This window comes from Streptomyces sp. ATexAB-D23, assembly GCF_000373645.1.
GTDB classification, from domain to species: domain Bacteria; phylum Actinomycetota; class Actinomycetes; order Streptomycetales; family Streptomycetaceae; genus Streptomyces; species Streptomyces castrisilvae.
On sequence record NZ_KB892046.1, the window covers coordinates 228,624 to 252,167 of the forward strand.

At 66.8% G+C, this 23,544-nt stretch carries 24 protein-coding genes; all 24 read left to right on the forward strand.

The features are described 5' to 3' along the window. Positions 1 to 3 precede the first annotated feature (3 nt). The 24 genes from B082_RS0128835 to B082_RS0128955 all read left to right on the forward strand — a co-directional run bounded on the left by B082_RS0128835 (position 4) and on the right by B082_RS0128955 (position 23,526). Positions 4 to 1,512 carry a phage portal protein gene (locus B082_RS0128835; RefSeq protein ID WP_018555271.1) on the forward strand — a complete coding sequence of 503 codons (1,509 nt, stop codon included), beginning with the start codon at positions 4 to 6 and terminating at the stop codon, positions 1,510 to 1,512. Then, the gene (locus B082_RS0128840) at positions 1,493 to 2,302 is read left to right on the forward strand and encodes a hypothetical protein (protein ID WP_018555272.1); all 810 of its coding nucleotides are present in this window, start codon (positions 1,493 to 1,495) and stop codon (positions 2,300 to 2,302) included. Before B082_RS0128835 ends, B082_RS0128840 begins: the two co-directional genes overlap by 20 nt. Before the next feature lie 41 nt (positions 2,303 to 2,343). Continuing rightward, positions 2,344 to 2,967: a hypothetical protein gene (locus B082_RS0128845; protein ID WP_234018252.1), complete on the forward strand. Its 624-nt coding sequence runs from the start codon at positions 2,344 to 2,346 to the stop codon at positions 2,965 to 2,967. 23 nt (positions 2,968 to 2,990) lie between these two features. Then, positions 2,991 to 3,386: a head decoration protein gene (locus B082_RS0128850; protein ID WP_018555274.1), complete on the forward strand. Its 396-nt coding sequence runs from the start codon at positions 2,991 to 2,993 to the stop codon at positions 3,384 to 3,386. 13 nt (positions 3,387 to 3,399) lie between these two features. Further along, complete coding sequence (locus tag B082_RS0128855) at positions 3,400 to 4,434, forward strand: major capsid protein (RefSeq protein WP_018555275.1); 1,035 nt, start codon at positions 3,400 to 3,402, stop codon at positions 4,432 to 4,434. A gap of 80 nt (positions 4,435 to 4,514) precedes the next feature. Continuing rightward, positions 4,515 to 4,784 carry an Ig-like domain-containing protein gene (locus B082_RS0128860; protein WP_018555276.1) on the forward strand — a complete coding sequence of 90 codons (270 nt, stop codon included), beginning with the start codon at positions 4,515 to 4,517 and terminating at the stop codon, positions 4,782 to 4,784. A 221-nt stretch (positions 4,785 to 5,005) separates the two neighbouring features. Then, on the forward strand, positions 5,006 to 5,383 hold the full coding sequence (locus B082_RS0128865; RefSeq protein WP_018555277.1) for a hypothetical protein: 378 nt from the start codon (positions 5,006 to 5,008) through the stop codon (positions 5,381 to 5,383). Further along, positions 5,380 to 5,739: a hypothetical protein gene (locus B082_RS0128870; protein WP_018555278.1), complete on the forward strand. Its 360-nt coding sequence runs from the start codon at positions 5,380 to 5,382 to the stop codon at positions 5,737 to 5,739. Before B082_RS0128865 ends, B082_RS0128870 begins: the two co-directional genes overlap by 4 nt. A gap of 354 nt (positions 5,740 to 6,093) precedes the next feature. Next, on the forward strand, positions 6,094 to 6,459 hold the full coding sequence (locus B082_RS0128880; RefSeq protein WP_018555280.1) for a hypothetical protein: 366 nt from the start codon (positions 6,094 to 6,096) through the stop codon (positions 6,457 to 6,459). Between the two features lie 63 nt (positions 6,460 to 6,522). Beyond that, complete coding sequence (locus B082_RS0128885; RefSeq protein ID WP_018555281.1) at positions 6,523 to 7,116, forward strand: hypothetical protein; 594 nt, start codon at positions 6,523 to 6,525, stop codon at positions 7,114 to 7,116. Positions 7,117 to 7,217: 101 nt separating this feature from the next. Further along, positions 7,218 to 7,538, forward strand: a complete 321-nt coding sequence (locus B082_RS0128890) for a hypothetical protein (RefSeq protein ID WP_018555282.1) — start codon at positions 7,218 to 7,220, stop codon at positions 7,536 to 7,538. Positions 7,539 to 7,949: 411 nt separating this feature from the next. Further along, positions 7,950 to 13,052: a peptidoglycan DD-metalloendopeptidase family protein gene (locus B082_RS0128900; RefSeq protein ID WP_018555284.1), complete on the forward strand. Its 5,103-nt coding sequence runs from the start codon at positions 7,950 to 7,952 to the stop codon at positions 13,050 to 13,052. After that, on the forward strand, positions 13,052 to 13,219 hold the full coding sequence (locus B082_RS39310) for a hypothetical protein (protein WP_158688907.1): 168 nt from the start codon (positions 13,052 to 13,054) through the stop codon (positions 13,217 to 13,219). The genes B082_RS0128900 and B082_RS39310 overlap by 1 nt, the downstream gene beginning before the upstream one ends. Next, entirely contained in the window at positions 13,216 to 15,456 is a 2,241-nt protein-coding gene (locus B082_RS0128905; RefSeq protein ID WP_020573040.1) for a hypothetical protein, read from the forward strand. Before B082_RS39310 ends, B082_RS0128905 begins: the two co-directional genes overlap by 4 nt. Before the next feature lie 2 nt (positions 15,457 to 15,458). Continuing rightward, positions 15,459 to 16,568 carry a DUF5047 domain-containing protein gene (locus B082_RS0128910; RefSeq protein WP_018555285.1) on the forward strand — a complete coding sequence of 370 codons (1,110 nt, stop codon included), beginning with the start codon at positions 15,459 to 15,461 and terminating at the stop codon, positions 16,566 to 16,568. Beyond that, complete coding sequence (locus tag B082_RS39055; protein ID WP_202453547.1) at positions 16,565 to 16,822, forward strand: hypothetical protein; 258 nt, start codon at positions 16,565 to 16,567, stop codon at positions 16,820 to 16,822. Before B082_RS0128910 ends, B082_RS39055 begins: the two co-directional genes overlap by 4 nt. Before the next feature lie 21 nt (positions 16,823 to 16,843). Then, entirely contained in the window at positions 16,844 to 17,452 is a 609-nt protein-coding gene (locus tag B082_RS0128920) for a hypothetical protein (RefSeq protein ID WP_018555287.1), read from the forward strand. 81 nt (positions 17,453 to 17,533) lie between these two features. After that, the gene (locus B082_RS0128925) at positions 17,534 to 18,721 is read left to right on the forward strand and encodes a peptidoglycan-binding protein (protein WP_018555288.1); all 1,188 of its coding nucleotides are present in this window, start codon (positions 17,534 to 17,536) and stop codon (positions 18,719 to 18,721) included. A gap of 4 nt (positions 18,722 to 18,725) precedes the next feature. Next, positions 18,726 to 19,052: a hypothetical protein gene (locus tag B082_RS0128930; protein WP_018555289.1), complete on the forward strand. Its 327-nt coding sequence runs from the start codon at positions 18,726 to 18,728 to the stop codon at positions 19,050 to 19,052. Further along, positions 19,049 to 21,013 carry a glycerophosphodiester phosphodiesterase gene (locus B082_RS0128935; protein WP_018555290.1) on the forward strand — a complete coding sequence of 655 codons (1,965 nt, stop codon included), beginning with the start codon at positions 19,049 to 19,051 and terminating at the stop codon, positions 21,011 to 21,013. The genes B082_RS0128930 and B082_RS0128935 overlap by 4 nt, the downstream gene beginning before the upstream one ends. Before the next feature lie 81 nt (positions 21,014 to 21,094). Next, a complete protein-coding gene (locus B082_RS0128940) occupies positions 21,095 to 21,670 on the forward strand; it encodes a hypothetical protein (protein ID WP_018555291.1) in 576 nt (191 codons plus the stop codon). A gap of 13 nt (positions 21,671 to 21,683) precedes the next feature. Further along, on the forward strand, positions 21,684 to 21,932 hold the full coding sequence (locus B082_RS0128945) for a hypothetical protein (protein ID WP_018555292.1): 249 nt from the start codon (positions 21,684 to 21,686) through the stop codon (positions 21,930 to 21,932). Between the two features lie 146 nt (positions 21,933 to 22,078). Then, positions 22,079 to 22,705 carry a hypothetical protein gene (locus B082_RS0128950; RefSeq protein ID WP_158688908.1) on the forward strand — a complete coding sequence of 209 codons (627 nt, stop codon included), beginning with the start codon at positions 22,079 to 22,081 and terminating at the stop codon, positions 22,703 to 22,705. A gap of 95 nt (positions 22,706 to 22,800) precedes the next feature. Beyond that, positions 22,801 to 23,526: a hypothetical protein gene (locus B082_RS0128955; protein WP_018555294.1), complete on the forward strand. Its 726-nt coding sequence runs from the start codon at positions 22,801 to 22,803 to the stop codon at positions 23,524 to 23,526. Positions 23,527 to 23,544 lie beyond the last annotated feature (18 nt).

Below are 23,544 nucleotides of genomic sequence, written 5' to 3' on the forward strand. Positions count from 1 at the left end.
CGCATGCCGGTTGACGCACAGGTTCCGGAATCCCCGGGATGGTGGCTCCAGCGGCTGGGCAAGAGGATGCTGGACGAGCGCAAGGACAGCATCGACGACGACAACGAGGTTACCCCCGGGCTCACCTCCCTCCGGAAGGCCGCAGAGGGCAAGCCCGCGCTGCCGACAGTTCCAGGAGTCGACCCACGCGAGATCGTTGAGTGGATGCGGGATGCCCGCACCAACTGGCTCAGTCTCGTCATCGACAGCCCCGGCGAACGTCTGGGGGTCGACGGCTTCCGCTTCGACGACGCAGACCGGGATTCCCCTGACGATGCGCGTGTTGCGGACCGGGAGGCCAACAGGATTTGGCAGGAGAACAGCATGGATGCTGACTCCGCCCTGGTGCACTACGGCGCCATGTCGCAGCGACGTGCGTTCGTCCTCGTGGAGAAGGGTGACGACGGGCGGCCTGTGCTGACCCATGAGACACCCACGCAGGTGGCCGTTGAGCATGAGCAGGGCAACCGGCGCAAGCTGGCTGCCGGACTGAAGCTCTGGCGCGACGACTGGACCGGGAACACCCGAGCCACGCTCTGGACGCCTGCCGAGGTCCACGAGTTCACCACGAAGACCAGCACCCCAGCCTTCACCGGTCGCGCCGCGGAACTTCGTGGGTGGGACGCCCTGGCGCTTCCGAATCTGCCCGACGGCAACCGTGTGAACGAGCTGGGCATGGTCCCCCTCGTCCCCTTCATCAACCGTCGCAACCGCCGGCCGGAAGGGTTCGCGGAACACGAGGACGTCCTCTCGATCCAGAACCGGATCAACCTCTCGCTGATCAACCTCATTGCCGCCATGAAGTACGGCGCCTTCCGCCAGCGGTATGCCGCCGGCCTGGAGGTCGACGAGGACCCGCTCACCGGGGCAGCGATCCAGCCCTTCCAGCTGGACATCCGCAAGCTCTGGACGACCGACAACCCCGACGTCCGCTTCGGGGAGTTCTCGGCAACCGACCTGGGCCCGTACGTGAAGGCCGTGACTGCCGCAGTGCAGGACCTGGCCGCCATTAGTCGCACACCCCCGCACTACCTGATCGGCGCCGTTGTGAACGTCTCCGGCGACGCGCTGAAGGCAGCGGAAACCGGCCTCATCAGCAAGGTTCGCGATCGTCAGCGAGCCTACGGGGAGTCGTGGGAGAACGTCATGCGCATGGCCTTCCGGGTCCTGGGCGACGACGAGCGCGCCACGACCTGGAGCGCAGAGACGATCTGGCGTGACCCCGAGTCCCGCACGATCTCCGAACTCGCCGACGCAGCCGTCAAGAAGGCTTCGGCTGGCGTTCCGTGGCGTCAGCGGATGGAGGACATGGGCTACACCCCGGCGCAGATCTCCCGCATGGAGATCGACCGCGCGGCCGACGCCCTGAACGCTGCGCCGACGGAGGACCCCGAGCCGGCGTCACTCCAGGGCAAGCGTGATGCCCGGACGCTGATCACCCGCGAGGAGGACGATGTCCCTGACGCGGCTTGACCGGCAGTACGGCACCGCAGTTCGCAGCGTGTGGAAGACGACCCTTGGTCGCACCACCCGCGCATGGTCCGGCCTCGGCTCGTGGCGCGACGCCGATGTCCGCCGTTTCGAGCGGACCGTCCTCCCGGTGCTCCTCGGTGGTCAGCGGCAGGTTGCCGCCCTCACGGCGTCGTACCTGGAGCAGCTGTACCGCGAGGTTGACGGACGAGCACCGCGAGTAGACCTGGACTTCGACAGGGTGACCGGACGTGCGCTTCGCGACGTCGACCCCGAGACCGTCTACCGGCGCCCGTTCGTTGAGGTCTGGTCCGCGCTGGACAAGGACGTCGCCTTCGACGTCGCTCTAGACCGGGGCACCCACCGACTGGAGACCATCGCTAAGACGGACCTCCAGCTAGCCCGGACCCACACGGTGAGGGAGGTGGGTGACGATATGCCCCGCTTCAGTTACACCGTCCGTGAGCTACAGGGAGAGTACGACTGCGCTCTCTGCATGATCGCCTCCACCCAGCGCTACCACAAGCGCGACCTGGCCCCGATTCACCCTGGCTGTGACTGCCTCGTCAAGCTCGTGACAGCTGACGAGGACCCCGGGCAGGTCATTGACGAAGAGAAGCTGGAGCGCATCCACGACGCCGTTGAGGACGCGCTTGGCACCTTCGACCGAGGGGGCCGCGCGGTGGACTACCGCAAGATCATCATCGCCAACGACCACGGCGAGATCGGTCCTGTCCTGGGCTTCAAGGGCCAGCACTTCACATCCAAGACGGACATCAACCTTCCGACCTGACGCCCGCCACGGGCTGACGACTCCCGACAGGGGAAACACCTATGCCTCGTCGTACTCTCGCGCGCCGCAACCTCCTGACCTTCTCCGCAGAGCCCTGGACCCTCATGGAGGGCGAGCCGGGTACCGGCGGTGGCGGGGGAGGCGGTGCTCCCCAGCTCAACGAGCACGGCTACCCGGACAACACCCCGACCGCCGACATGTCCACCGAGCACCAGGTGGCGTACTGGAAGCACCACGCCCGCAAGCACGAGGCAGCCTCGAAGGCCGGCCCCGATGCCGCGGAGCTGGAGCGCCTCCGGGCTGCTGACGCCGAACTCGCCACCCGCAAGGCGGCCGAGTTGTCCGACGTGGAGCGGGTCCAGGCGGAGAAGGCGACAGCAGAGGCCGCAGCCGCAACGGCACGTGCCGACGCTGACGCCGCTGTCCGCAAGGCGCTCCTGCTCGAAGTGGCCATGTCGAAGAGCCTCACCCCGGCACAGGCCGCGCGTCTCCAGGGCTCCACGAAGGAGGAGCTGGAGGCGGACGCCGACGCGCTGCTGAAGGACTTCGCTCCCGCAGGTGGCACCGGAACCTACCGGGTCGGCGGAGACCGCGGGTCCGACGTCGGCAGCACTGGCGGCGTGACATCCGGAGCTGAGCGCTTCCGGCAGAAGCACGGCAAGTAACCACTACTTCCCATGGAGGGAACATGGACCTCAACCTCAAGGTCGAGTCCTTCACCCAGGACCGCCGTGACTGGCTCGGCAGCGCCCACGGCACTGACGCCCCCGTCTCGATCACCCTGGACGTCAGCAAGTTCACGAAGGCGACCCACTACCCGGACGGCTACCTGAAGAGCGGCATCCCGCTCGGCAAGGTCACGACCGGCGGTAAGTACGGCCCGTACGACGACGCTGCGAGCGACGGCCGGCAGACCCTCGCGGGCTTCCTCTTCACCGCTCAGGACGTCGACGCCCGGCAGGTGGCTTCCACCTCCGTCGTGGGCTCGATGCTCATCCACTGCTTCATCCGCGAGGCGAAGCTCCCCGTCGCCGTCGACGCTGCCGGGAAGACCGATGTCGCCGGCCGCATCATCTTCGTCTGAGAGGCCCTGACACATGCAGCTGATCACTGAGTACGCGACTCCCGCGGAACTCACCGGCTACGCCCGCGAGGCGCTCCGGTTCCGCGAGGAGAACACGCTCAACCTGAACCGGTGGCTCCCCAACGAGACCATCAACGACCTGACGTTCCGGTTCAACCGGGGCGGAGGCGGCCTCACCGAGGCGGCGAACTTCCGCGCCTTCGACGCTGAGTCGGACATCGCGACCCGCTCCGGCGGGGCCCGTGTGAGCGGCGAGCTGCCGCCCATCTCGCGCAAGATGCCCGTCGGCGAGTACGAGCAGATCCGCATGCGGAACGTCGACACCCAGAACGCTGAGATCCGTGATGCCATGGAGTCCGACTCCGTCAAGCTCGTCGCGCAGATCGCGGCCCGCATCGAGCTGGCTCGCGGTCAGGCGCTCTTCAACGGCTCCGTCACCCTGAACGAGAACGGTGTGCAGGCCGGCGTCGACTTCGGTCGATCCGCCACGCACTCCGTCACGGCGGCTGCGGGCTGGGATGACCCGGACGCCCCGGCGTACGACCAGCTCCAGGCGTGGCTTGAGGTGTACAACGACACCAACGGCTCCCTTCCGGCGTACACCCTGATGTCCCGCAAGGTCTACAACGCCCTGCGGAAGAACAAGCAGATCATCGGCCTGGCCTTCGCCGGCCAGAACGGCGCTCCGGGTGTCCTGACTCGTGACGGCCTGAACGCCGCACTCGGTCAGTACGACATCCCGCCGGTCGAGATCTACGACGCGAGGGTCTCCGTCGGAGGTACCGCCACGCGAGTCACTCCCGAGGACCAGATCCTTTTCCTTCCGGAGCAGGGCGACGCTGCGGGCAGGACCCTGTGGGGTGTCCCGGTGGAAGCGAACGATCCTCGGTACGGCCTGGCTGGCGACTCTGCCGGTATCGCGGTGGGCGGCTACAAGTCGGAGGACCCGCAGACCGTGTGGACCCGTGCAACGGCCATCGTCCTTCCGGTCGTGGGGGCCCCGGACCTGACCTTCCGAGCCACGGTGCTTGACGTCCCTTCTCCCTGACGGTGTCGCCGGGAACCGCAGCCCTGACGCTGGGTTGAGGCGGCACCTGTGACCAGTCTGATGACTACAGAAGAGGATGAATGGCTAAGACCCAGCAGTTGGCGGCTGAACTTACGCTGACCAGCGGCGCCAAGCAGACCGTCACCAGTACGGCTACCTGGACCAGCGCGACCCCGGCGGTTGCTACGGTCTCCGCCGGCGGTCTCGTGACGGCAGTAGCAGTAGGTACCGCCGTGATCAAGGCGGCGGCCCAGGGTAAGGAGGGCACGTGCACCGTCACGGTCACGGACCCCGCAACCCTGATGACCGTCACGCCCGGCACGGCTGACCTTGACCTGACGGAGGCCTGACATGGCGCGACTCCGGACGTACGTGCATCTGACTGACGACCTGGGTCGCGCCGTGGTGTTTGGCCCTGACGACGTCGTCCCCGAGTGGGCACAGGCGCTCATCACCAACTCGAAGGCGTGGCTGGAGCCGCCCGCAAGTCGACTCACGGAGCCTGCCCCGGCGGCGACCGTGAAGAAGGCTCCGGCCAAGCGCGCCGCTCCTCGGAGGAAGGCGGGCGGCAGTGCTGTTTCTGACGGCTGAACTCCGCGCACTCCTGGGTACCCCGCTCTCTGACGAACGGGCACAACTTGCCCACGATCTGGCGGAGGATGCCATCCTGGGCGAGGTAGGGGACCGAGTCGCCACCCCTCCCCAGCGGGGCATCAAGACGGTGGCCCTGAGCGTCGCCGCTCGCATCCTGACGAACCCCCAGGGGCTTCGGTCGGAACAGGCGGGCGGCATGCTTCAGTCCTATGTCGACTCTCAGACCGGTGTCGTCCTGTCCGACGACGAGCGCCGCCGGCTCCGACGAGCAGTGGGCATGGCTGCCGGGGCGGGGATGCTGGACATTGCCCCGGCTGAGTCCCGAATCAGTACCTATCCCTGGCGGCAGGCATGAGCCTGATCGCAAACGTCCTGTCGCAGACGTGGTATGTCGAGCGGGCAGGGGAGCGGGTCCGGGACTCCACGGGGTCATGGGTGCCCGGTCCCCGGGTTCGCATCCGGGTTGACCACTGCGCCGTTATGAGCCCCTACGGCGTGACGGTGGGGTCGTCAACGGAGGAGCACGACGCGTCAACCACCGTGACGACCCGGCGCGTGTTCGCCGCTCCTCTCGGCACCGACGTGCGCCCCGCTGACCGCATCGTCAGCGAGGACGGTTCAGAGGTCTGGGAGGTCATCGGCCGCCCGCTTGTCCTGCCGCTGACGTCCCTCGCGCGAGTCGAAGCCGCTCTGAAGGAGGTAACCGGCTGATGTCGTATCGCTCCAAGTACACCGGCAAGTACGCCGGCTTGGGCCGCATGGTCGGCCGCCCGTGGATGGGCAAGCCGTGCCGGGACGCTGCCGTGCGGATCATGCATTCCGCGGAGGGCTTCTCCCCAACGGGCAACCCTCCGCAGGACCCTCACCCCGGCCTGTACCGGGCCAGCTTCAGTGTCCAGCCCGTCTACAGGAACATTCCTTTCCGTGGGAAGCCACGTATGAGGCATGGAGCCATGGTGGTGAACACTGCACCCCACGCCAAGGCGGTGGAGTACGGCAACTGGAACATCCCCCGGTACGCCCCACTGACCAAGGCGTACATGGCGGCCCTGGCGGCGTACGCCAATGGCTGACGTGGAAACGGTTCTGGCCCCCTGGCTGGAGGCTCGGTTCAACGTCTTCGCAGCAGCTGAGACCCCCGCGGACTTGGAGGACACGCTCCCCGTGATCCGCGTGGAGCGTGTTGCCGGCGCCGACGGACGCTTCGGCCAGACCCCCGCCGTTGCCGTCGATGTCTTTGCCGCCACCGCCGATGAGGCTCGGACGCTTTCTGACCAGGTCCGGGAGGCACTGGTTTTCCTGAGCGGTCCCGTCCCCGGCGCTGTCGTCCGCTCCGTCCGCTGCATCTCCGGCCCGACGCGCCAGCCCTGGGCAAACGAGGCAGTCCACCGACGTGGCGCCACCTACATCGTGGGCCTCCGGGCCGCATAACTCCGATCTTCCCAGCTCCGTGAGTCGACTTGCGGAGCCTCCTACGCATGCCCTGGAGGCATCATGGCGGACACCCGCAATGCCGATCTCACGTTCGGCGCAACCGACTACCTTGTCTACGCGGCAGCCGTGGACACCACCATGCCGATGGCCTTTGCCGACCCGGCAACCCCCTGGGTGAACCTGGGCTGGGTCACGACCGACGGCGGGCTGTTCAAGATCGAGGAGGAGAGCAAGGACGTTGAGGCGGCCGGCTCTCTGGAGCCGATCCGGACCCTGATGACCAAGTCCGTCAAGTCGGCGCAGGTCACCTTCCTGGAGGGCCTGAACCCCCTCGTCCGCGCTCTGTACGACAACGTGCCCGTCGCCTCCCTGGAGCCGACCACGGACACCGTGGAGTACGCGCTCCCCGACAAGCCGGCCGACCTGCGCTATGCCTTCGTGTTCGACACGATGGACGGCGACAAGCGCATGCGCCTGTACATGCCGAACGGCAAGGTCGTGGAGCGGGGCGACGAGCAGCCGCAGACGCAGGACGTCATGAGCGTCCAGATGACCTTCAAGTTCTACAAGGGTGCCTCGAACTCCGCGGCCGTCAAGCGCGCCATCAAGTACGGCGGCGTTGACGTCAGCGCGTTCTTCCCCGAAGAGGGCTGAGCCCCACCTACCAGCAGCGCCCCGTTCCGCGCGGGTCCGGGGCGCTGCTTCACCTCCGCAAGTCGACTCGCGCACCCACCTGACATAGGAGACCCGCGCCCATGACCGACATCACCTCTGCCGACGCCCAGGAGAACGAGGCGAACGAGGAGTACGCGACCGTCCCCCTGGACGGCGTGGACCTGCGCATCAAGCCGGGCAACCGCTGGAGGCCCTCGTACCTCCGGGCCCTCCGCCAGGGCGACTACGACACCTGGGCGGCCGGCGTACTTCACGAGGACGACGTGACCACGTTCCTGGAGCTGGACCCCACCTTCGACGAGATCAACGAGTTCACCACGGCCGCCATGGAGTCGACCGGGGAGGCCCCGGGAAAGTCTTCTGGACGTGCCAAGTCCTCCAGGACCACGCGGAAGCGCTAGAGGCTGACATCCCGCGGTACTACCCGGGCGCGCGAGTGCTTGACGTATACCGCGGGACAGTGTCCCTCCGAACTCTGCGGGTCTGGATTCAGCACCTGCCCCCGGAGTCGGCTACGAAGACGGCCCTGCGGAACGCCGCACCGGAGGCCGATTCATCGGCTCCGGCACCGGAGTACCGCCCGGACAAGGCGGCCTGGAGCAGCGAAATGATGCTCCTCGCGGACATCAAGGACCAACTGGTCCTGACCCGGGGCGTTGCCATAGCAGCAGCCGGCGGAAGTCCGCCTGAGTTCCAGCCCACCCCGAGACCTGGGGTCCCCCCGACGTCGGCATCTGCCAAGCGGCTGTCCGACGAGCAGCGCCGCGCGCTTGACCCGCGGCTGAGAAACCAGCCGAAGGAGGCGTAGGCGCATGCCGGACCTGGATATCGTCGGTGGTGCGGCGGTCGACGTCGTACCTGTCATCCCCCAGTTCCACACCAAGCTGAAGGCCCTCGTCCTCCCCATCGCCGACAAGGTGGGCGAGGAAGCAGGCCGTCGGATGGGGGAGGCGATTTCGAAGAACATCGTCATCTCCATCCCCGACGCCATTAACCAGGGCGGCAAGGCCGGTGTCCGGGTCGCGGGCAAGCAGGGTGACGACGCGGGCGGTGCGTTCGCACGCTCCATCCGGCGCAAGCTGGAAGCTGCGTTCAAGGCGATGCCGAAGCTGGACGTGAAGCTCTCCGATGAGGGTGTTGACGCTGAACTCGCCCGCATCCGCGCCAAGCTGGAGCAGCTTTCCAACAAGCGCATCGGCATTGACGTCAGCGCGGAAGCCGCACAGGCAGAGGTCACCAAGCTGGAGGAGCAGCTCCGCCGGCTCGGTGCCGCCCATCCGAATATCGCTGTCAGGGCCGACACCGCAACAGCTCGTGCGGCCCTTGCGGAGATCAGGGCGGAGATTGCCGCTCTGACCCGTCGGCCGGGCACCATTGAGCTGGAGGTGGACGGCGCCTTCGGAGCTAAGCTCCGGGCGGTCGTCGCACAGGCTCAGGCGTCGCTTCCTGAGATCAACATCGACGCCGACACGTCGCCCGCCCGTGCTGAGATCCAGCGACTCCGGGTCCGCCTGGACGCCCTGGCTGACGCCCGCGTCGGTATCGACATCGACGCCAAGGCCGCCATGGCGGAGATCGAGGAAATCCAGGCGCGTCTTGCAGTCCTGAGTATCCAGAAGCACGACATCGACGTCCGGGTTGACGCCGGCCGTGCAGCTGCTCAGCTGGCCGCCCTGCGGGCCATGGCCGACAACACGGCGGTCTTCAACATCAAGGCCGTCGCGGATACCCGGCAGGCTACAAACGCGCTGATGCACCTGGCGATCCAGGTTGCGGTCCTTGCTGCTATCCCCGTCGCCCCGCCGCTTCTGGCGGGTCTCGGTGCCATCGCAGCCCTGGCGACAACTGCCGGCGCAGGTGTCGGTGCGCTCGCACTGGTGGCCATTCCAGCCATCAAGGGCATCACCGAAGCCCTGGCGGCGAAGAAGGCTGCGGAGGACGACGCTGCGAAGGCGACGGACAACGGCGCCAAGGCAACCGTCCAGGCCGCCCAGCGGGCCCTTCAGATGACCAGCGCACAAGCGTCGCTTGCCTCCGCTCACCGCAACGCTGCTCGCTCCATCGCGTCGGCCAACCGGTCGGTGGAGAACGCAGAGCGGTCCCTCGCTCAGGCCGGCATCCGGGCCATGGACCAGCGGCGTCAGGCCACGGAGGCGGTCGAGCGGGCTGAGCGCTCCCTCGCCGACTCCCAGCGCGATGCGCGGCGGGCCGAAGAGGCGCTGACCGATGCACGTAAGGATGCTGCGAGGCAGCTCGCCGACCTGAACGACAAACTCCTTGACGGTGCCCTGGATCAGCGCGAGGCAACCCTCCGTGTCCAGCAGGCACAGGAGTCTCTCAACGAGACGCTTGCCAAGGCCGAGGTCGGGCAGGCGTCGGATCTGGACGTCGACGCCGCTCAGCTGGCGTTCGACCGGGCCAAGCAGAACGCCAAGGAGCAGAAGCAGGACTACGCCGACCTCCAGAAGGAGGCAACCAAACAGCGCAAGGCCGGCGTCGATGGGGCGGATGCGGTCAAGGACGCCACCGAGCGCCTGGCCGACGCCCAGCGCAACGTCAAGGACAACACAAAGGCCGTCGCGGACGCCCAGAAGGCTGCCGCCCGCGCTCAGATCGAAGCGGCCCAGTCCGTGGCCGACGCGCAGCGGAACCTTGCTGACGCCGTCCAGGGCGTGGCTGACGCTCAGGTGTCGGCCGCGGAGTCCATCTCCTCCGCGGAGCGTGGCGTGGAGTCCGCCCGCCTCTCCGGGATCGACACCACGACGAAGGCGATCAGCAAGCAGGAGGAGTACCGTAAGGCACTCGCGAAGCTCAGCGGTCCGCAGCGGGATCTCTTCGAGGCAATCGCCGGCCCCCGGGGGTTGAAGAAGGCGTTCGACGACTGGCAAAAGACCCTGCACCCCGACGTACTGCCGATCTTCACGCGCGGCGTCGACGGGATGAAGAACTCCCTGCCTGGTCTGACGCCGCTGGTCAAGGGCGCCGCCTCCGGAATTCAGACGCTGATGGACAAGGCGTCGGCGCAGATGAAGACTCCCTTCTGGGAGAGCTTCAAAGCAGACCTGAAAGAGAACGTTGAGCCGGCCGTGGTCGGCTTCGGCACGGCATTCGGTAACGTCCTCAAGGGCATTGCCGGGATGATCGACGCTTTCCTCCCCCACATGGGAGGGATCGTTGAGAACTCCGACCGCATCACGGGGCGATTCGCCAAATGGGGCAGCAGCCTGAAGGGCTCGCCTGATTTCGAGAAGTTCCTCGCCTACGTCAAGACGACATCCCCGGGCCTGGCAGCCTTCATAGGTGACATATTCCGGGCGATGCTGGACGTATCAAAGGCGCTGGCACCCCTGTCACAGCAGATGTTCGCGGTCGTCGGCACAGTTTTCGACGCTATCTCCTGGCTCTCTACGAACGCTCCAGGGTTTATCCAGACTCTCTGGGGCCTGTACTTCGCCCAGAAGGCTATCGCCCTGGGCATGGCGGCATTCGGAGCGGCGATGGCCCTCTATGAGATCGCTATTGCCGGTGCCACTCTGGTGACGTCCGGATGGGCGGTGGCGATCAACGCGACGGGAATCGTCCCGGTCATCCGGGCAATCATCATCGTCGTCGCGCTCCTCGTTGCCGGCGTCATATACGCCTACACCCATTGGGACTGGTTCCGGAACGCGGTGGACGGGGCGGCAAAGGGAATCGGCACCGCAGTCAAGTTCCTGTGGGACCGGATCTTGAAGCCCACCTTCTCCCTGATCTGGACCGTGATCAAGGGCGTCGGCGACGTCGCTGTCTGGCTGTGGGAGGAGGCGATCAAGCCGTCCTTCGACTTCATCGCTGACGCCGCTCAGCTCCTGTTCACGGCTCTGGTGGTGGTCCTTCTCGCTCCAGTGATCGCCATGTTCAAGCTCCTGGCGGCTCACGCGAAGTGGGTGTGGGACGTCATCAAGCCCGCTTTCGACGCCATTGGCAAGGCGGCTGTCTGGCTCTGGGAGAAGGCGATCAAGCCAGCCTTCGGCTGGATAGGCGACAAGGCCAAGTGGCTCTGGGAGAAGGCGATCAAGCCCGCCTTCGGCGAGGCGAAGAAGCAGCTGGACGCACTAGGCATTGCAGCCCGGTGGCTCTGGGACAAGGTGATCAAGCCCGTTTTCGGCTGGATCGGGGACAAGGCGGAATGGCTCTGGAAGAAGGCGCTGAAGCCCTCCTTCGATCTCATCGGTGAGGGTCTGGACAAGATCGCCGACGGATTCCGCGCCGCCAAGGACCTGATCAAGAAGCATTGGGACCAGCTTCAGGACATCGCCAAGAAGCCGGTCAAGTTCATCATCGACCACGTCTACAACAAGGGCATCGTGCCCCTTTGGAATGGCGTGGCAGGCGTGACCGGCGCCGACAAGCTCAAGAAGATGGACCTGGAAGGGTTCCACACGGGCGGCATCATGTCCGGCTATTCTCCGGGCCGTGACGACCGGGTCATCGCCGTTGGTGGTGGTGAGGCCATCATGCGCCCTGAGTGGACCCGGGCAATCGGTGCCGACCGGATCAATGAGTGGAATGCCGCTGCCCGTTCAGGCGGCGTTGGAGGCGTTCAGAAGGCGATTTCCAACGGCATGCCGGCGTTCAAGGACGGCGGGGTCGTGGGGAAGACATGGGGCTGGTTCAAGGATCGCGGCAAGGACGTCGGGGACGCCATAACTGGCGCCACCGACTACCTCAACCCGTCGAAGATATTCGACAAGGCGAAGACCGCTATCACCGACCAGATGAAGCCCATTCTGACGAGCCCCTGGGCCACGTCGGTGGCGAAGATGCCTATCGAAATGCTGTCCAGCCTGAAGGACAAGGCGCTCTCCCTCCTCGACGTCTTCGGGGGCGGGAGCGACGGGGGTAACGGTCAGTGGGTCAAGCCGGTCAACGCAGCCTTCGGCACACGCTTCGGCAAGGCCGGCTCCCTGTGGTCCTCCGGGCACCACACCGGGCTTGACTTCCCCGCAGCTGTCGGCACCGCCATCAAGGCAGTCGCTGACGGCAAGGTGACGCAGTCGACGAGCGGCGGCCCGTACGGCATCCACGGGATGATCAACCACGGTGGCGGCCTCCAGTCGCTGTACGCGCACATGAGTAAGATCCTCATGCACGTCGGTGACACCGTGAAGCAGGGCCAGGTGATCGGCCGTGTCGGAGCCACCGGCAACGTCACCGGGCCGCACCTCCACCTGGAGGCACGGCTCAACGGGAAGACGGTCGACCCCATGGGTTACCTGGAGGGCAGCGGCGGAGGCGGCAACGTGGGCGCTGGCGTTGCTCGCTGGCGCGGAGTGGTCAACCAGGCTCTGCGCCTGACGGGCAACCCCTCGTCGTACGCGAACGTGACGCTGGCTCGCATGAACCAGGAGTCGGGCGGCAACCCCCGCGCGGTCAACAACTGGGACAGCAACGCCCGTTCCGGCTACCCGTCGACCGGCCTCATGCAGGTCATCCGGCCGACGTTCCAGTCCTACGCCGGCTCCATGCTGAAGAAGGGCCCGTTCCTGAACGGGGTCAGTATCGACCCCTTGGCAAACGTCTACTCCTCCATGCGCTACGCGAAGGCTGCCTACGGCAACATCGCGAAGGCGTATGGACGACCAGGGGGCTACGCCAACGGCGGTTACCCGCCGGTCGGGCACTTCTCGATGGTCGGCGAGAACGGCCCGGAGCTGGCGTACTTCAGCTCCCCGGCTCAGGTCATCAGCAACACGGACACGCGCAGCATGTTCCGTGAGGCCGCCGGCCAGAAGAGCGGTGGGGGCCCGACGACGATCCAGGCTGACGTCCGGGTTTACGTCGGTGACCGCGAGATCACCGACATCGTGCGGACGGAGGTCATCGCACACGACGCAACCACGGCTTCGGCCATTGAGACAGGACGGTGGATCTGATGAGCGAGGCCAGCCCCGAACAGCCCGACCCGACCCCGGGCCCGACGTACACCGCACCGCCTCCCGAGCCCGACCCCTACAACCCCGACGCCCATCAGCGACGGGGCGAGGGTGACGGCGGGGGAGGCGACGGTGGCGGGGACGGCAGCGGAGGTGACGGCGGATGAGCGTCGCGACCAACCTTCTCGGGACCAACACCTCCGGCATCGACACCGACGCCAGCGGGTGGACGGCAGGCGCGAACACCACGATTGCCCGGTCCAACACCCGCTGGTACGCCGGCAGCGGCAGCCTCTCCATGACGGCTGCCGCTGCCGGCTCCGTCTCCGCAACCACAGCAGCCCGGGTCGCCGTGACGGCCGCCAAGGAGTACACGGCCTACGCCTACTTCGCTAACGTCGTCGCTGCCTCCGGACGGACGGCGACGGTTCGCGTCGACTGGTGGTCCGCGGTATCCGGCGGGACGGCAATCAGCTCCTCTACGGCGACGGCCCTGACCCTGCCGAACTCAACGGCATGGTCCGAGCCGCCTCCCATCCTGATCGCCACAGCACCGGCAGGGGCGGCCTACGCCTCTGTGACGCTTACGGTCACCGGGCTGACGCTTGGGGCTGCGGTGGTGGCGGACGTGGTGAGCTTCGGCCTGCCGGCGGTGCTGACCGGCAACCTGTTGTCGTATGCCCTCCAGTCCCTGGAGGTGGGCTCAAGCGGCTGGTCGGGGTACGGCAACTGCACCTATGCGGTCTCGTCGGCGCAGTCCTTCGAGGGGTGGTACTCGCTACTCGTCACCTCGTCGGCCGCCGGCCTGGCGGTCGTGGGGCCCTCCTCCCCGGTCCCTGTGACGGTGGGGACGGAGTACCTCGGCTACGGCTGGTACCGGGCGGTGACCGCCGGCGAATACCGCATCATGCTGAAGTGGTACGACGCCGGCGGGGCCCTCATCTCCCTGGAGACCGAGACCGTCACGCTGACCGCCGGAGCATGGTCGCGCCTGGCAATCGTCCGTACTGCTCCGCCCGGAGCCGTGACGGTGAGACTTCAGCCGGCACACATGGCCACCGCCGCAGGACAGACGTGGCACCTGGATCAGGTGGCGTTGATGGTGACGCCCCGGTTGGCCGCGGAGGTGCTCCCCTACAACACGTCGTCGATGGAAGTCGATGCCTCCGGCTGGACGGCGGTTTCAGGCTGCACGGCAGCCCGGAGTACCGCCTACGCCTACGAAGGCATCGCGTCCCTGGCCGTCACTCCGACAGGCAGCACCACGGACGCCACGGTGGAGACCACGACGCACGCCCCGGTGGCTCCTCGTCAGGCATACCAGGTGACTCCACGGATACGTCTGGCGGCCTCGTCGTCGACCCGCTACGTCACCACGCGGTACTCCTGGTACGACGCCGCGGACGGAGCCCTGGAGTACGTGGACCGACGATGGGCCGTTGACCCCCCGTCAACGGCCGGCTGGTACACGTTCCAGACAAGCGCAGTCGCTCCGACGGGTGCCGCTGGGCTGAGCATCTCGTTCCGAATCCAGTCTCCGGACCCGGGGGAGTCGATCCACATCGACGCCGTCTCCTTGGTACCCGGGGGCATGGCCGTGATAGCCGACGTCGTCCCTGAGCGGTTCGGCGCCTCGATCGCGCTCCAGGGTCTGACGACCGGCGGTTACACGTACTGGGGCTTGTGGCGGATGGAAGGCGACGGTTCCATGACTGCCGTCCGCGGCCCGGTCGGTGACCTTTCGCAGGTACTCGTGACGGGTGACACGGCAGTGGCGGAGGACTACGAGGCCCCCCTAGGTGTACAGGTCAGCTACTACCTGAAGCTATGGACGACGTCCTCGGCCTACCAGTCGACGACGTCATCGGCGATCGTCATCCCCGAGCCGCCTCCTACGGAGGTCGTGCTCAAGGACCCCGGCCTTCCGGCCAGGCAGACGACGGCAGTCGTGGCCGCTGGTGGGCAGCCCCAATGGACCCGCAAGGCCCGCCAGGGCGTCAACGAGATCCGGGGCAGGGTGCGCCCGGTCATCATTTCCGACGTGCGGACATCGCGCGAAGGAACGATGACCCTCGTAACTGAGACAGGTCAGGACCGGGACAACGTGTGGTGGCTCCTGGAGACAGGGAACACGCTGCTCGTCCAGTGGCCCAGCCTCTTTGAGGAACCTGACGCCTACGTGCAGATCGGCGATGTCACGGAGGCGCCCATCGTTGACTTCGCGGAGTACCAGGATCGCTCGTGGACCGTCCCCCTGATCGAGGTGGACCGCCCCATCGGCGGCTCTGTCGGCAGCGCCGGCCGTACCTGGCAGACCGTCAACGACACCAACCCGGACTGGCTGGCGGTCCTTACTAACGCCACTAGCTGGCTAGACGTATACACCGGAGTGAACGGAGGCTAGGCATGCAGGACGTGACACCGCGCTTCCTGGAAACCCTGACGACGTCGCACTCCATGGTGACGAACGTGCGGGCCATGTACGACGGCGCCACCACCGTGGCCGACCTCCGTATCTCGGACGGCTCGGTCACGGTGGACCGGGGAAGCAAGGTCCGGCGCTCCCTCTCGCTGACGGTCTCCGACCCCCGGCGGCTTCCCTGGGGGGCGCTGGACCCCCTGGCGGTCTACGGGCAAACGCTCGTCGTCTCCCGCGGAATCCGCTACGCCGGCGGCGTGACGGAAATGGTTCCCCTCGGAACGTTCCGCATCAACGAGCCGAGCGGCGACACCCTTTTGGGGCCCGGCACTCTGACCGGCCAGTCGTCGGAGTGCTACATCATCGACGACAAATTCATGGCGCCGACGTCGACCCGTGGTTACAACACATGCGTTGACGCCATTGAGTACCTGATCCGTCAAACGCTCCCAAGTGCCACGATCGTCAACGCAACGGCGGGAGCCCGGAATCCGAGCTGTGCGATTGCCACCTGGAACGCGAACTCAGACCGTTGGGACGCCGTTCAGGAGATCGCCCTAGCGATGCAGGCAGAGGTTTACGTCGATGCCCTGGACCGGTTCGTGATCGCCGACGTTCCGGAGGTGTTGTCATCCCGCGTTGTCTGGGACATCGCGGAGGGAGAAGGCGGAACGCTTATGTCTGCCGCCCGGCAGATGTCACGCACCGCCGTTTACAACGCCGTCGTGGCAAGCGGCGAGAATACCGCCTCCAGTGTGGCCCCGGTCAGCGCCGTTGCGTACGACAACGGGCCGCTTAGCCCGACGAGATGGAACGGTCCTTTCGGTCACGTCCCGAAATTCATCTCCTCCGCCCTCTGGATAACGACCGGAGCCTGCCAGGCGGCTGCGGACTACGCCCTATTCGATGCCATTGCCCCGAACATCTCGACGACGATCGAGGCAATCCCGAACGCCGCTCTGGAAGGCGGTGACTGCATCCGGGTCTCCTACGCCGGCCGCCGGGAGCTGTTCATCGTGCAGTCCGTGACGACGCCCCTCACTGCGGAGGGCTCAGCAGCGCTAGTGCTGCGTGGAGGGAAGGAGGACGACGAGTGAACCCTCGTCAGAGGCTCGCAGATGCCGTACAGCGGGCTGCCAGCCGCACGGTGGTCCAGGAGTCCAGCGGCTGGTGCCTGGCCTCTGTGACGGCCACCTATACGGACGGCACCGTCGACATCAGCACCGCCCGCGGAGCCGTCGCAAAGGTGCGCCGGCTGAAGTCCTACACCGCCCCCGCCGTCGGCGACGTGGTGAAGGTCGATTTCAACCCGGACGGCAATTGGATTGTCGTCGGCGCACTTGCACCCTGAGAATTCCGAGGAGTAGCCAGAATGCCTAAGCCGGATAGCTACGGACAACACGTCCAGTACCCCGTCCTTTCCGACGCCCCCAACATCGAGACCGCGCTCCAGTCCCTCGTAAACGGCGTCGTTCCGCTGACGACCATGCGTTTCGCCAACGCCAACGAGCGGGCAGCGACGTTGACGGGATCGTACAAGCCCGTTCCCGGGATGATTACGTACCTCATCGCGGAAGACCGATTCGACCGGAGGGACGGGGACGGCGTTTGGAGGCCGTTGTCCCCCAGCGTTTGGAAGCCGTTGTCCTATGCAACGGGTTACACCGCGCAGAGTGGTTCGCCGGCGTACCGAGTCCTGAACAACGAGGTCCAACTCCGCGGGACGTTCCGCCGGACAACGGGCGCCGTTCTGACGACGGACGCTGAGATCACCTTCGCAACGCTGCCATCGGAAGCGCGCCCCGGAGGCAGCGATTACCGCTATTTCCCAGTGGCGGGGGACTGGAACACCACGTCAGGGAAGAACTATTTCCTCGCGCGCGTCTCGGTGACGTCAGCCGGCTCGCTCATCTACATGATGCCCAACGACACCAAGTGCACCTGGCTGAGCCTGGACTCGGTCCGGTTCTCCATCGACTAAGACCCGCGCAAGTCGACTCGCGCACACAGACCATCGCCCCGCAGCGCCGGGGCATCTTTCATGCCTGGGAGGGATCACCACATGGGTGAAATCTGGATCAAGGAAGCCGAGCGGCTCGGAGGCGGCAGCATCGGAGGCGCCATGGACTCCCCGGGCGCTCCCGGTCGTGTCGTCTGGCACACCACGGAGAGCGGCCACGGTGACGCCTCGTTCACCAACGTCGGCAAGTACCTGACGTCGGTGGCGTCGGAGCCGCACATCCTCTACGACCCGACCACGGACCGGCTGGGTCAGTACGGGCCGCTCAACCAGTCGGCGCGGGCGCTGAAGAACGACGGGGTGACCCGCACCAACCGCACCGGCAAGGTCTGTATCCAGGTTGAGGTACTGGCTCGTGCCGCGACGCCCTTCACCGGTTATTGGAAGCCGGGCCCGAACTTCAAGGCCCTCATGCGGGCGATCCGCTCCTGGGGCGTCCCGGACTCCTGGCCGGCAGGTGGCTGTGCCCCGGGCGCCCCGCGGAACCGCACCACCTGGGCGACGAAGGGCGGCCACTACGGTCACTGCCACGTCCCCGGCAACGACCACTGGGACCCGGGCGCCATTGACACGTCAGCCATCCTGAAGGCGGCCCCGGGAACAGGCACCGTCTCCGGTGGCAGCTCGTCACCGTCCGTCTCTCGCGCGACCGTCACCATCAACGGCCTGAAGTACGGCTACGGTGCGACTGGCGCTCACGTGACGGCCGTCGGCAAAGCACTCGTCACCCAGGGCTGCTCTGCCTACGTCGAAGGCCCCGGGCCGACGTGGACGGACGCCGACACCAAGAGCTACCAGAAGTGGCAGATCAAGTGCGGGTACTCCGGCTCCGACGCCGACGGCGTTCCCGGTGAGACGTCGCTGAAGAAGCTGATGGGCACCCTGCCTGGCCTTGCCGGGTCCGGCCCCGCGACGAAGCCGGCATCCACCGTTGCCGTCCCCACGGTCGACCTGTCGAACCTCATCGCCGCAGCCCGTCGTGACCCCGGTCTCAAGCAGGGCGGGACGACCCACCCCGCTGACGTGAAGGTCGTGGAGGCGGCGCTCAAGGCGGAGGGACTGCTCAGTGCCACCTACGCCGCGGACGGTTCCTTCGGCTCCACCACGGTCACGGCCTACGCCGCCTGGCAGCGCAAGTGCGGCTACACCGGTTCCGCGGCCGACGGCATCCCGGGCAAGGCATCGCTGGAGAAGCTGGGCGCCAAGCGCGGCTTCAAGGTCAAGGCGTGAGCCGATGAGCCCTGAGATTCTCGTCGCCATCATCACCGCAGTCTCCGTTCTGGGGGCTGCGGTGGTGGCGGCCCTGCCCGCCCTTCGTGCCCTCAAGCGCCACGCCCAGAACGCCGTGCAGGAAGACGGAGACGCCACCCGCACGGCCACCCTGGATGCCCTGAGCACCATGGGGACGCGCCTGGAAGCCCGGTTCAACGCCCGCATCGACGACGTCCGCGACGACATTGACAACGTCCGTGAGGACATCACGCGCGTCCGGGAGTGGCAGGCCGGTCACGACGCGGAGCACATCATCAGCCGGCCACGGACAGGGGGAGACACCACATGACCATGCCCGCAGGCATCGCCACAGTCACGCTGACGGGGCGCTACTTAAGACCCGACGGCACCCCGCTGAAGGGGTCCGTCACCATCACCGCACCGTCCCTCGTGACGTTACCGGGTGCCAACACCGTCAGCGCCGGCTCCGCGTCGGTGACCCTGGACGAGACGGGCGGGTTCTCCGTCCTCCTGATCGCCACAGACCAGATGGACATGCAGCCCACCGACTGGGCCTACCAGGTCTGCGAGAAGTTCCAGGACATCGCGTCCCGGACCTACGCAATCCGTCTCCCCTCCGCGGTCCCGGTCGTCTCCATTGCCGACATCGCGCCGTCCGACCCTTCGACCGGCCAGTACGTCCTTGTCCCTGGACCGGAAGGGCCGGCAGGGACGAGCATTCTGACGGGTGCCGGCGCCCCCTCGCCGCTCCTGGGCAGCGACGGAGACATGTACGTCGACCAGACCGCAGGAGACGTCAGGCTCTACGGCCCGAAGGCACTAGGAGCCTGGCCGGCGGAGGGCGTGGCGCTGGGAGGCGGAGGACTCCTCTCCTCCGTCAACGGTCAGACAGGCACAGTCACGCTGTCCGCGGCTGACGTCGGCGCACTGCCCCGGGCCGTCGTTCCGGTCAGCAAGCTGCTGGAGATGTCCCCCTTCTACATCGCGCACCGAGGGAGCGGCGGGGAGTTTCCGGAGCACACCCTCGAAGCCTACGAGGCCGCCGTAGCAGCCGGCGCAAGGGCGATCGAGGTGTCCGTCAGGCTGACGGCCGACGGCGTCCCGGTCTGCATCCACGACGAGGACCTCTCACGCACAACCTACGCCACGGGCAACGTCAGTGACTGGAACTACGCAGCCCTCAAGTACAAGGTCCTGACGAACGGCCGGCTCATGCTGGGGCAGGGGCGGGCAGACGCTCCCATCCCGACGCTGCGGGAGGTCCTGGACCGCTTCCTAGGCCGTGTCGTGATCTTCCTGGAGGCCAAGAGCAACCCCTCGGTGCCGGTCGTCCAGCAGATCCTGACGGACTTCTACCCGCAGGCGAAGGACTCCGTCGTCTGGAAGAACTACTACCTGGCCACCTCCTGGCCGTGGGCGAAGGCGAACGGCTTCAAGACCTGGGCCTACGTCGACGCAGCCACCACCGACGCCCAAATGAACGCGCTGGATCAGTCCCTGATCGACATGTGGGGCGTCCCAACGAACACGGCTGACGCCCGCGTGACGGCCATCGTCGCCCGTGGGAAGCCCGTCATCGCCTGGGAGATCCACCGACGCTCCGAGCGTGACCGACTGGTCGCCCTGGGCGTTCAGGGGATGATGTGTGCCCAGCTGATCTACGTCAGGCGCAGCGCACCGAGCCGCACGAGCGACGACTTCGCGACGCAGGTGAAGGCACCGGGCGACCTGGGGACGATCAACTACGACCAGGCGTCGGCTCTCAAGTTCGACGACGAGGGCGGCAGCGCCTACATCAACGCCCTGCCCCAGCGGTCCGTCCTCATGGGGTCGCTGAGCAACCCGACGCCGCCGGACACATACACAATCCACTTCAACATGATGTACGAGGGCGTCCCCGGGGCGACGGAGCACGCCGGCGTCGCGTTCGGCAAGGCGTCGGACGACAGTTACCGCTTCTCCCAGGTCAACGCGAGCGGCGGCTACCACATGGCGCTCCGTGGCAACGGGGACATGCAGCTGTACACGCACGCTGCGGGAGTCACCTCCGGGACGCAGATCGGCAGCACCGTTCCCACGGCTGCCCCGGTGGCGGGCGAGTGGATGTCGTTCGAGGTTCAGATGACGTCCTCCAACGTCACGGTGACCAGGACCGATCTGGAGACGCCGGCGGTGATCACCGTCGCCAACACGGCGTTCCGAGGCGGGTACTTCCACCTGTCGACCGGCTCCGTGACGTCAACGGCGAACAAGCCGCACTGGCGGAACGTGCGGGTTACCGTCCCGTAAGTAAATCATGTGGCCTCCGCGTCACATCAGCGTCCAGTCGCCCCATAACCCAGGTACACCAACCGAAGGGGAGTGGGGCGCATGGGCAACATCGGCATCCTGGGGCGGGCCCGGGTCGGCAAGGACACCGCCGGCCAGTGGCTCGTTGACAACCGCGGGTACCGACGGATCGGGTTCGCTGACCCGCTGAAGGAAGCGGCGCTGAAGATCAATCCGCGCGTCAGTGGTTGCGGGCACTACCTGGCCGATGTGGTGCGTGAAGACGGCTGGGAGTACGCCAAGGACGAGTTTCCGGACGCCCGTCGCATCCTCCAGGAACTGGGCGCCTCCATCCGAGCCATCGACGAGGACTTCTGGCTCCGGGCCGCCCTGGCGCGGGTCCAGAAGGCGAACGAGGCTGGCGTCCCGGCCGTCATCACCGACGTCCGCTACCCCAACGAGGCGGCAGCCCTGAAGCGCGCCGGCTTCCACCTCCTGCACATCGACCGGCCCGGCGTCGCCCAGCTGAACCACGAGTCGGAAGGCGCCCTGACGGCCTCTGACGCCGACTACGCCCTGACGAACGACGGCACCCGCGAGCTGTTCCTCGCGAAGCTTCAGATCGCCGTCGCGCACATCTACGCCGACGAGTCCCGCCGGCACTCCAACCGCCTCTGACGAAGGGCCCCGCATGAAGCGACTCATCGCATACCTCAACGACCTCACCCTCCGCGGCATCGTCGCGCTCCAGGTGTTCGCGGCCACCGAGCCTGTACGTCTCCGTGCGGCACTCACGAGCATCCTCCTGGCACTGGGCGTCCTCATCCCCGCCCTGGCGTCGCAGGAGACCGCACAGAGCGTCGCAGGTGTGATCGCCGTGGTGCTCCCCCTCGCAGTGGGGGAGAGCGCCCGGAAGAAGGTCACGCCGACCGACCTCTAGGTAAAACTTCACAGCCACCACCCGGGCCCCTACCCGCCGTAACAGGCAGGTAGGGGCCCTTTTGCGTTCCCGGGACCCGTGAGTCGACTCGCGGTCTGGTACACCGATGTTTGTGTTGCGCAACAGAGGCATGTCACAGTCGGGGCATGTCGACCTCCCCCGGACCGCTCCTCAAGGCGCTTGACGCCACGTGGGTGACCGTTCGCAAGCATGTTCCAGAGCTACCGCCTATGCGCATAGCGCTGTCCCCGCTGCCATCCTCTCCGCGGCACGGCCAGGACCGATGGGCGAGGGAGGGCGAGACAGTGACGGGTCTCGTCATCTCCGCTGAGACCCTGGCAGCCGGCGCACTGGCAACGCTGGACTGTGTACTCCACGAGGCCGCTCACGTTCTCTGCTGGGTGCGAGGAGAGCAGGACACGTCGTCGTGGGGCGTTTACCACACCGCCACGTTTCTGGAGGCGGGAGAGGAGGTGGGCCTCGTCTGGTCACCGGGACGCCCACGGTCCGAGACCAAGGGGTACCCCGACCCTGCCTCGGACCCTGCCGCACTGGAGCGCCATGCCGACGATGTGAAGGCCCTGGACGCCGCCATCCCGCTCGTCCTCCCGCACCTTGTCGTCCCGGCCACCCCCGCACGGCGTCGGCCGGCGAACCGGCTGACTCTTCAGTGCGGCTGCGACGAGCCGCGCAAGATGCAGATGTCTCCCACAGTGGCCGCGAAGGGCCCGGTCATCTGCGGCGTCTGTGGGGAGCCGTTTGCGACGTCGTGACGTCGTGACGTCAGTAAGGTATGGCTAACAGCAGCTCCTTACGCTACGATGATCGACACCCGCCAAGCTGAACACGTGATGTGAGAGGTACCCCCATGTCCTCCAGCGACCTGACCCGCCCCGCCACGGGAGAGATCGCCGTCGATGCTCACAGCGCATTGCCGACGCTGGAGCTGGAGGACTTGGCGGGTGAAACGGAGCAGGCGCTCGTTGCCCGGGGCCAGGCATACGCCCGCGAGTACGCAGCGATCCAGGGCAAAGCAACCGCGCTGCTTAAGAACCTGGCGGTGACGCAAGTCGCCCTGCGGGTCAAGCTGGGCGACATGCGGGGGACGTCACACGAGTACCGGACCATCGTCAAGGACATGTACCGGTCCATGGGCCTGTCCCCAGAGCGGGCGGAGACGATGCAGGCCGCCGTCCGTTGGCACGTAAGCAACGTTCTGCGACGCCACATGACACCGCGAGAGCTGGAGGCCCACAACCTTCAGCCCACGTCGGCCCTGGAGCGGCTCCAGGACAACCGGAAGGTCAACGCGTCCATCATCCGTGCCGCTCGTGCGACGACGGCAGTGGAGGAATCCACCCCGAAGCCGGCGAAGAAGGCGGCCGGTGAGCCTGCGGTGCCCGGTCAGCCCGTCAAGGCGACCGCGGACCACCTCCGCCTCGCCGACGTTGCCCGGGACATTCTAGGCAAGATGGACCGAACCGTGATCAAGAAGCACATGACGGACGGGCAGCGAGCCAAACTGGACGCGGAACTGTCCGCCATGGAGAAGAAGATCGCGTCTCTCCGGAAGCTGACACAGAAGCCCAGGTGAGTGGCCTCGTCGTCGCCT

Excerpts from the sequence above, each read along its gene's own strand:
- B082_RS0128835 (WP_018555271.1), top strand. The coding sequence starts at position 4 with ATGCCGGTTGACGCACAGGTTCCGGAATCCCCGGGATGGTGGCTCCAG.
- B082_RS0128840 (WP_018555272.1), top strand. The coding sequence starts at position 1,493 with ATGTCCCTGACGCGGCTTGACCGGCAGTACGGCACCGCAGTTCGCAGC.
- B082_RS0128845 (WP_234018252.1), top strand. The coding sequence starts at position 2,344 with ATGCCTCGTCGTACTCTCGCGCGCCGCAACCTCCTGACCTTCTCCGCA.
- B082_RS0128850 (WP_018555274.1), top strand. The coding sequence starts at position 2,991 with ATGGACCTCAACCTCAAGGTCGAGTCCTTCACCCAGGACCGCCGTGAC.
- B082_RS0128855 (WP_018555275.1), top strand. The coding sequence starts at position 3,400 with ATGCAGCTGATCACTGAGTACGCGACTCCCGCGGAACTCACCGGCTAC.
- B082_RS0128860 (WP_018555276.1), top strand. The coding sequence starts at position 4,515 with ATGGCTAAGACCCAGCAGTTGGCGGCTGAACTTACGCTGACCAGCGGC.
- B082_RS0128870 (WP_018555278.1), top strand. The coding sequence starts at position 5,380 with ATGAGCCTGATCGCAAACGTCCTGTCGCAGACGTGGTATGTCGAGCGG.
- B082_RS0128880 (WP_018555280.1), top strand. The coding sequence starts at position 6,094 with ATGGCTGACGTGGAAACGGTTCTGGCCCCCTGGCTGGAGGCTCGGTTC.
- B082_RS0128885 (WP_018555281.1), top strand. The coding sequence starts at position 6,523 with ATGGCGGACACCCGCAATGCCGATCTCACGTTCGGCGCAACCGACTAC.
- B082_RS0128890 (WP_018555282.1), top strand. The coding sequence starts at position 7,218 with ATGACCGACATCACCTCTGCCGACGCCCAGGAGAACGAGGCGAACGAG.
- B082_RS0128900 (WP_018555284.1), top strand. The coding sequence starts at position 7,950 with ATGCCGGACCTGGATATCGTCGGTGGTGCGGCGGTCGACGTCGTACCT.
- B082_RS39310 (WP_158688907.1), top strand. The coding sequence starts at position 13,052 with ATGAGCGAGGCCAGCCCCGAACAGCCCGACCCGACCCCGGGCCCGACG.
- B082_RS0128905 (WP_020573040.1), top strand. The coding sequence starts at position 13,216 with ATGAGCGTCGCGACCAACCTTCTCGGGACCAACACCTCCGGCATCGAC.
- B082_RS0128910 (WP_018555285.1), top strand. The coding sequence starts at position 15,459 with ATGCAGGACGTGACACCGCGCTTCCTGGAAACCCTGACGACGTCGCAC.
- B082_RS0128920 (WP_018555287.1), top strand. The coding sequence starts at position 16,844 with ATGCCTAAGCCGGATAGCTACGGACAACACGTCCAGTACCCCGTCCTT.
- B082_RS0128925 (WP_018555288.1), top strand. The coding sequence starts at position 17,534 with ATGGGTGAAATCTGGATCAAGGAAGCCGAGCGGCTCGGAGGCGGCAGC.
- B082_RS0128930 (WP_018555289.1), top strand. The coding sequence starts at position 18,726 with ATGAGCCCTGAGATTCTCGTCGCCATCATCACCGCAGTCTCCGTTCTG.
- B082_RS0128935 (WP_018555290.1), top strand. The coding sequence starts at position 19,049 with ATGACCATGCCCGCAGGCATCGCCACAGTCACGCTGACGGGGCGCTAC.
- B082_RS0128940 (WP_018555291.1), top strand. The coding sequence starts at position 21,095 with ATGGGCAACATCGGCATCCTGGGGCGGGCCCGGGTCGGCAAGGACACC.
- B082_RS0128945 (WP_018555292.1), top strand. The coding sequence starts at position 21,684 with ATGAAGCGACTCATCGCATACCTCAACGACCTCACCCTCCGCGGCATC.
- B082_RS0128950 (WP_158688908.1), top strand. The coding sequence starts at position 22,079 with ATGTCGACCTCCCCCGGACCGCTCCTCAAGGCGCTTGACGCCACGTGG.
- B082_RS0128955 (WP_018555294.1), top strand. The coding sequence starts at position 22,801 with ATGTCCTCCAGCGACCTGACCCGCCCCGCCACGGGAGAGATCGCCGTC.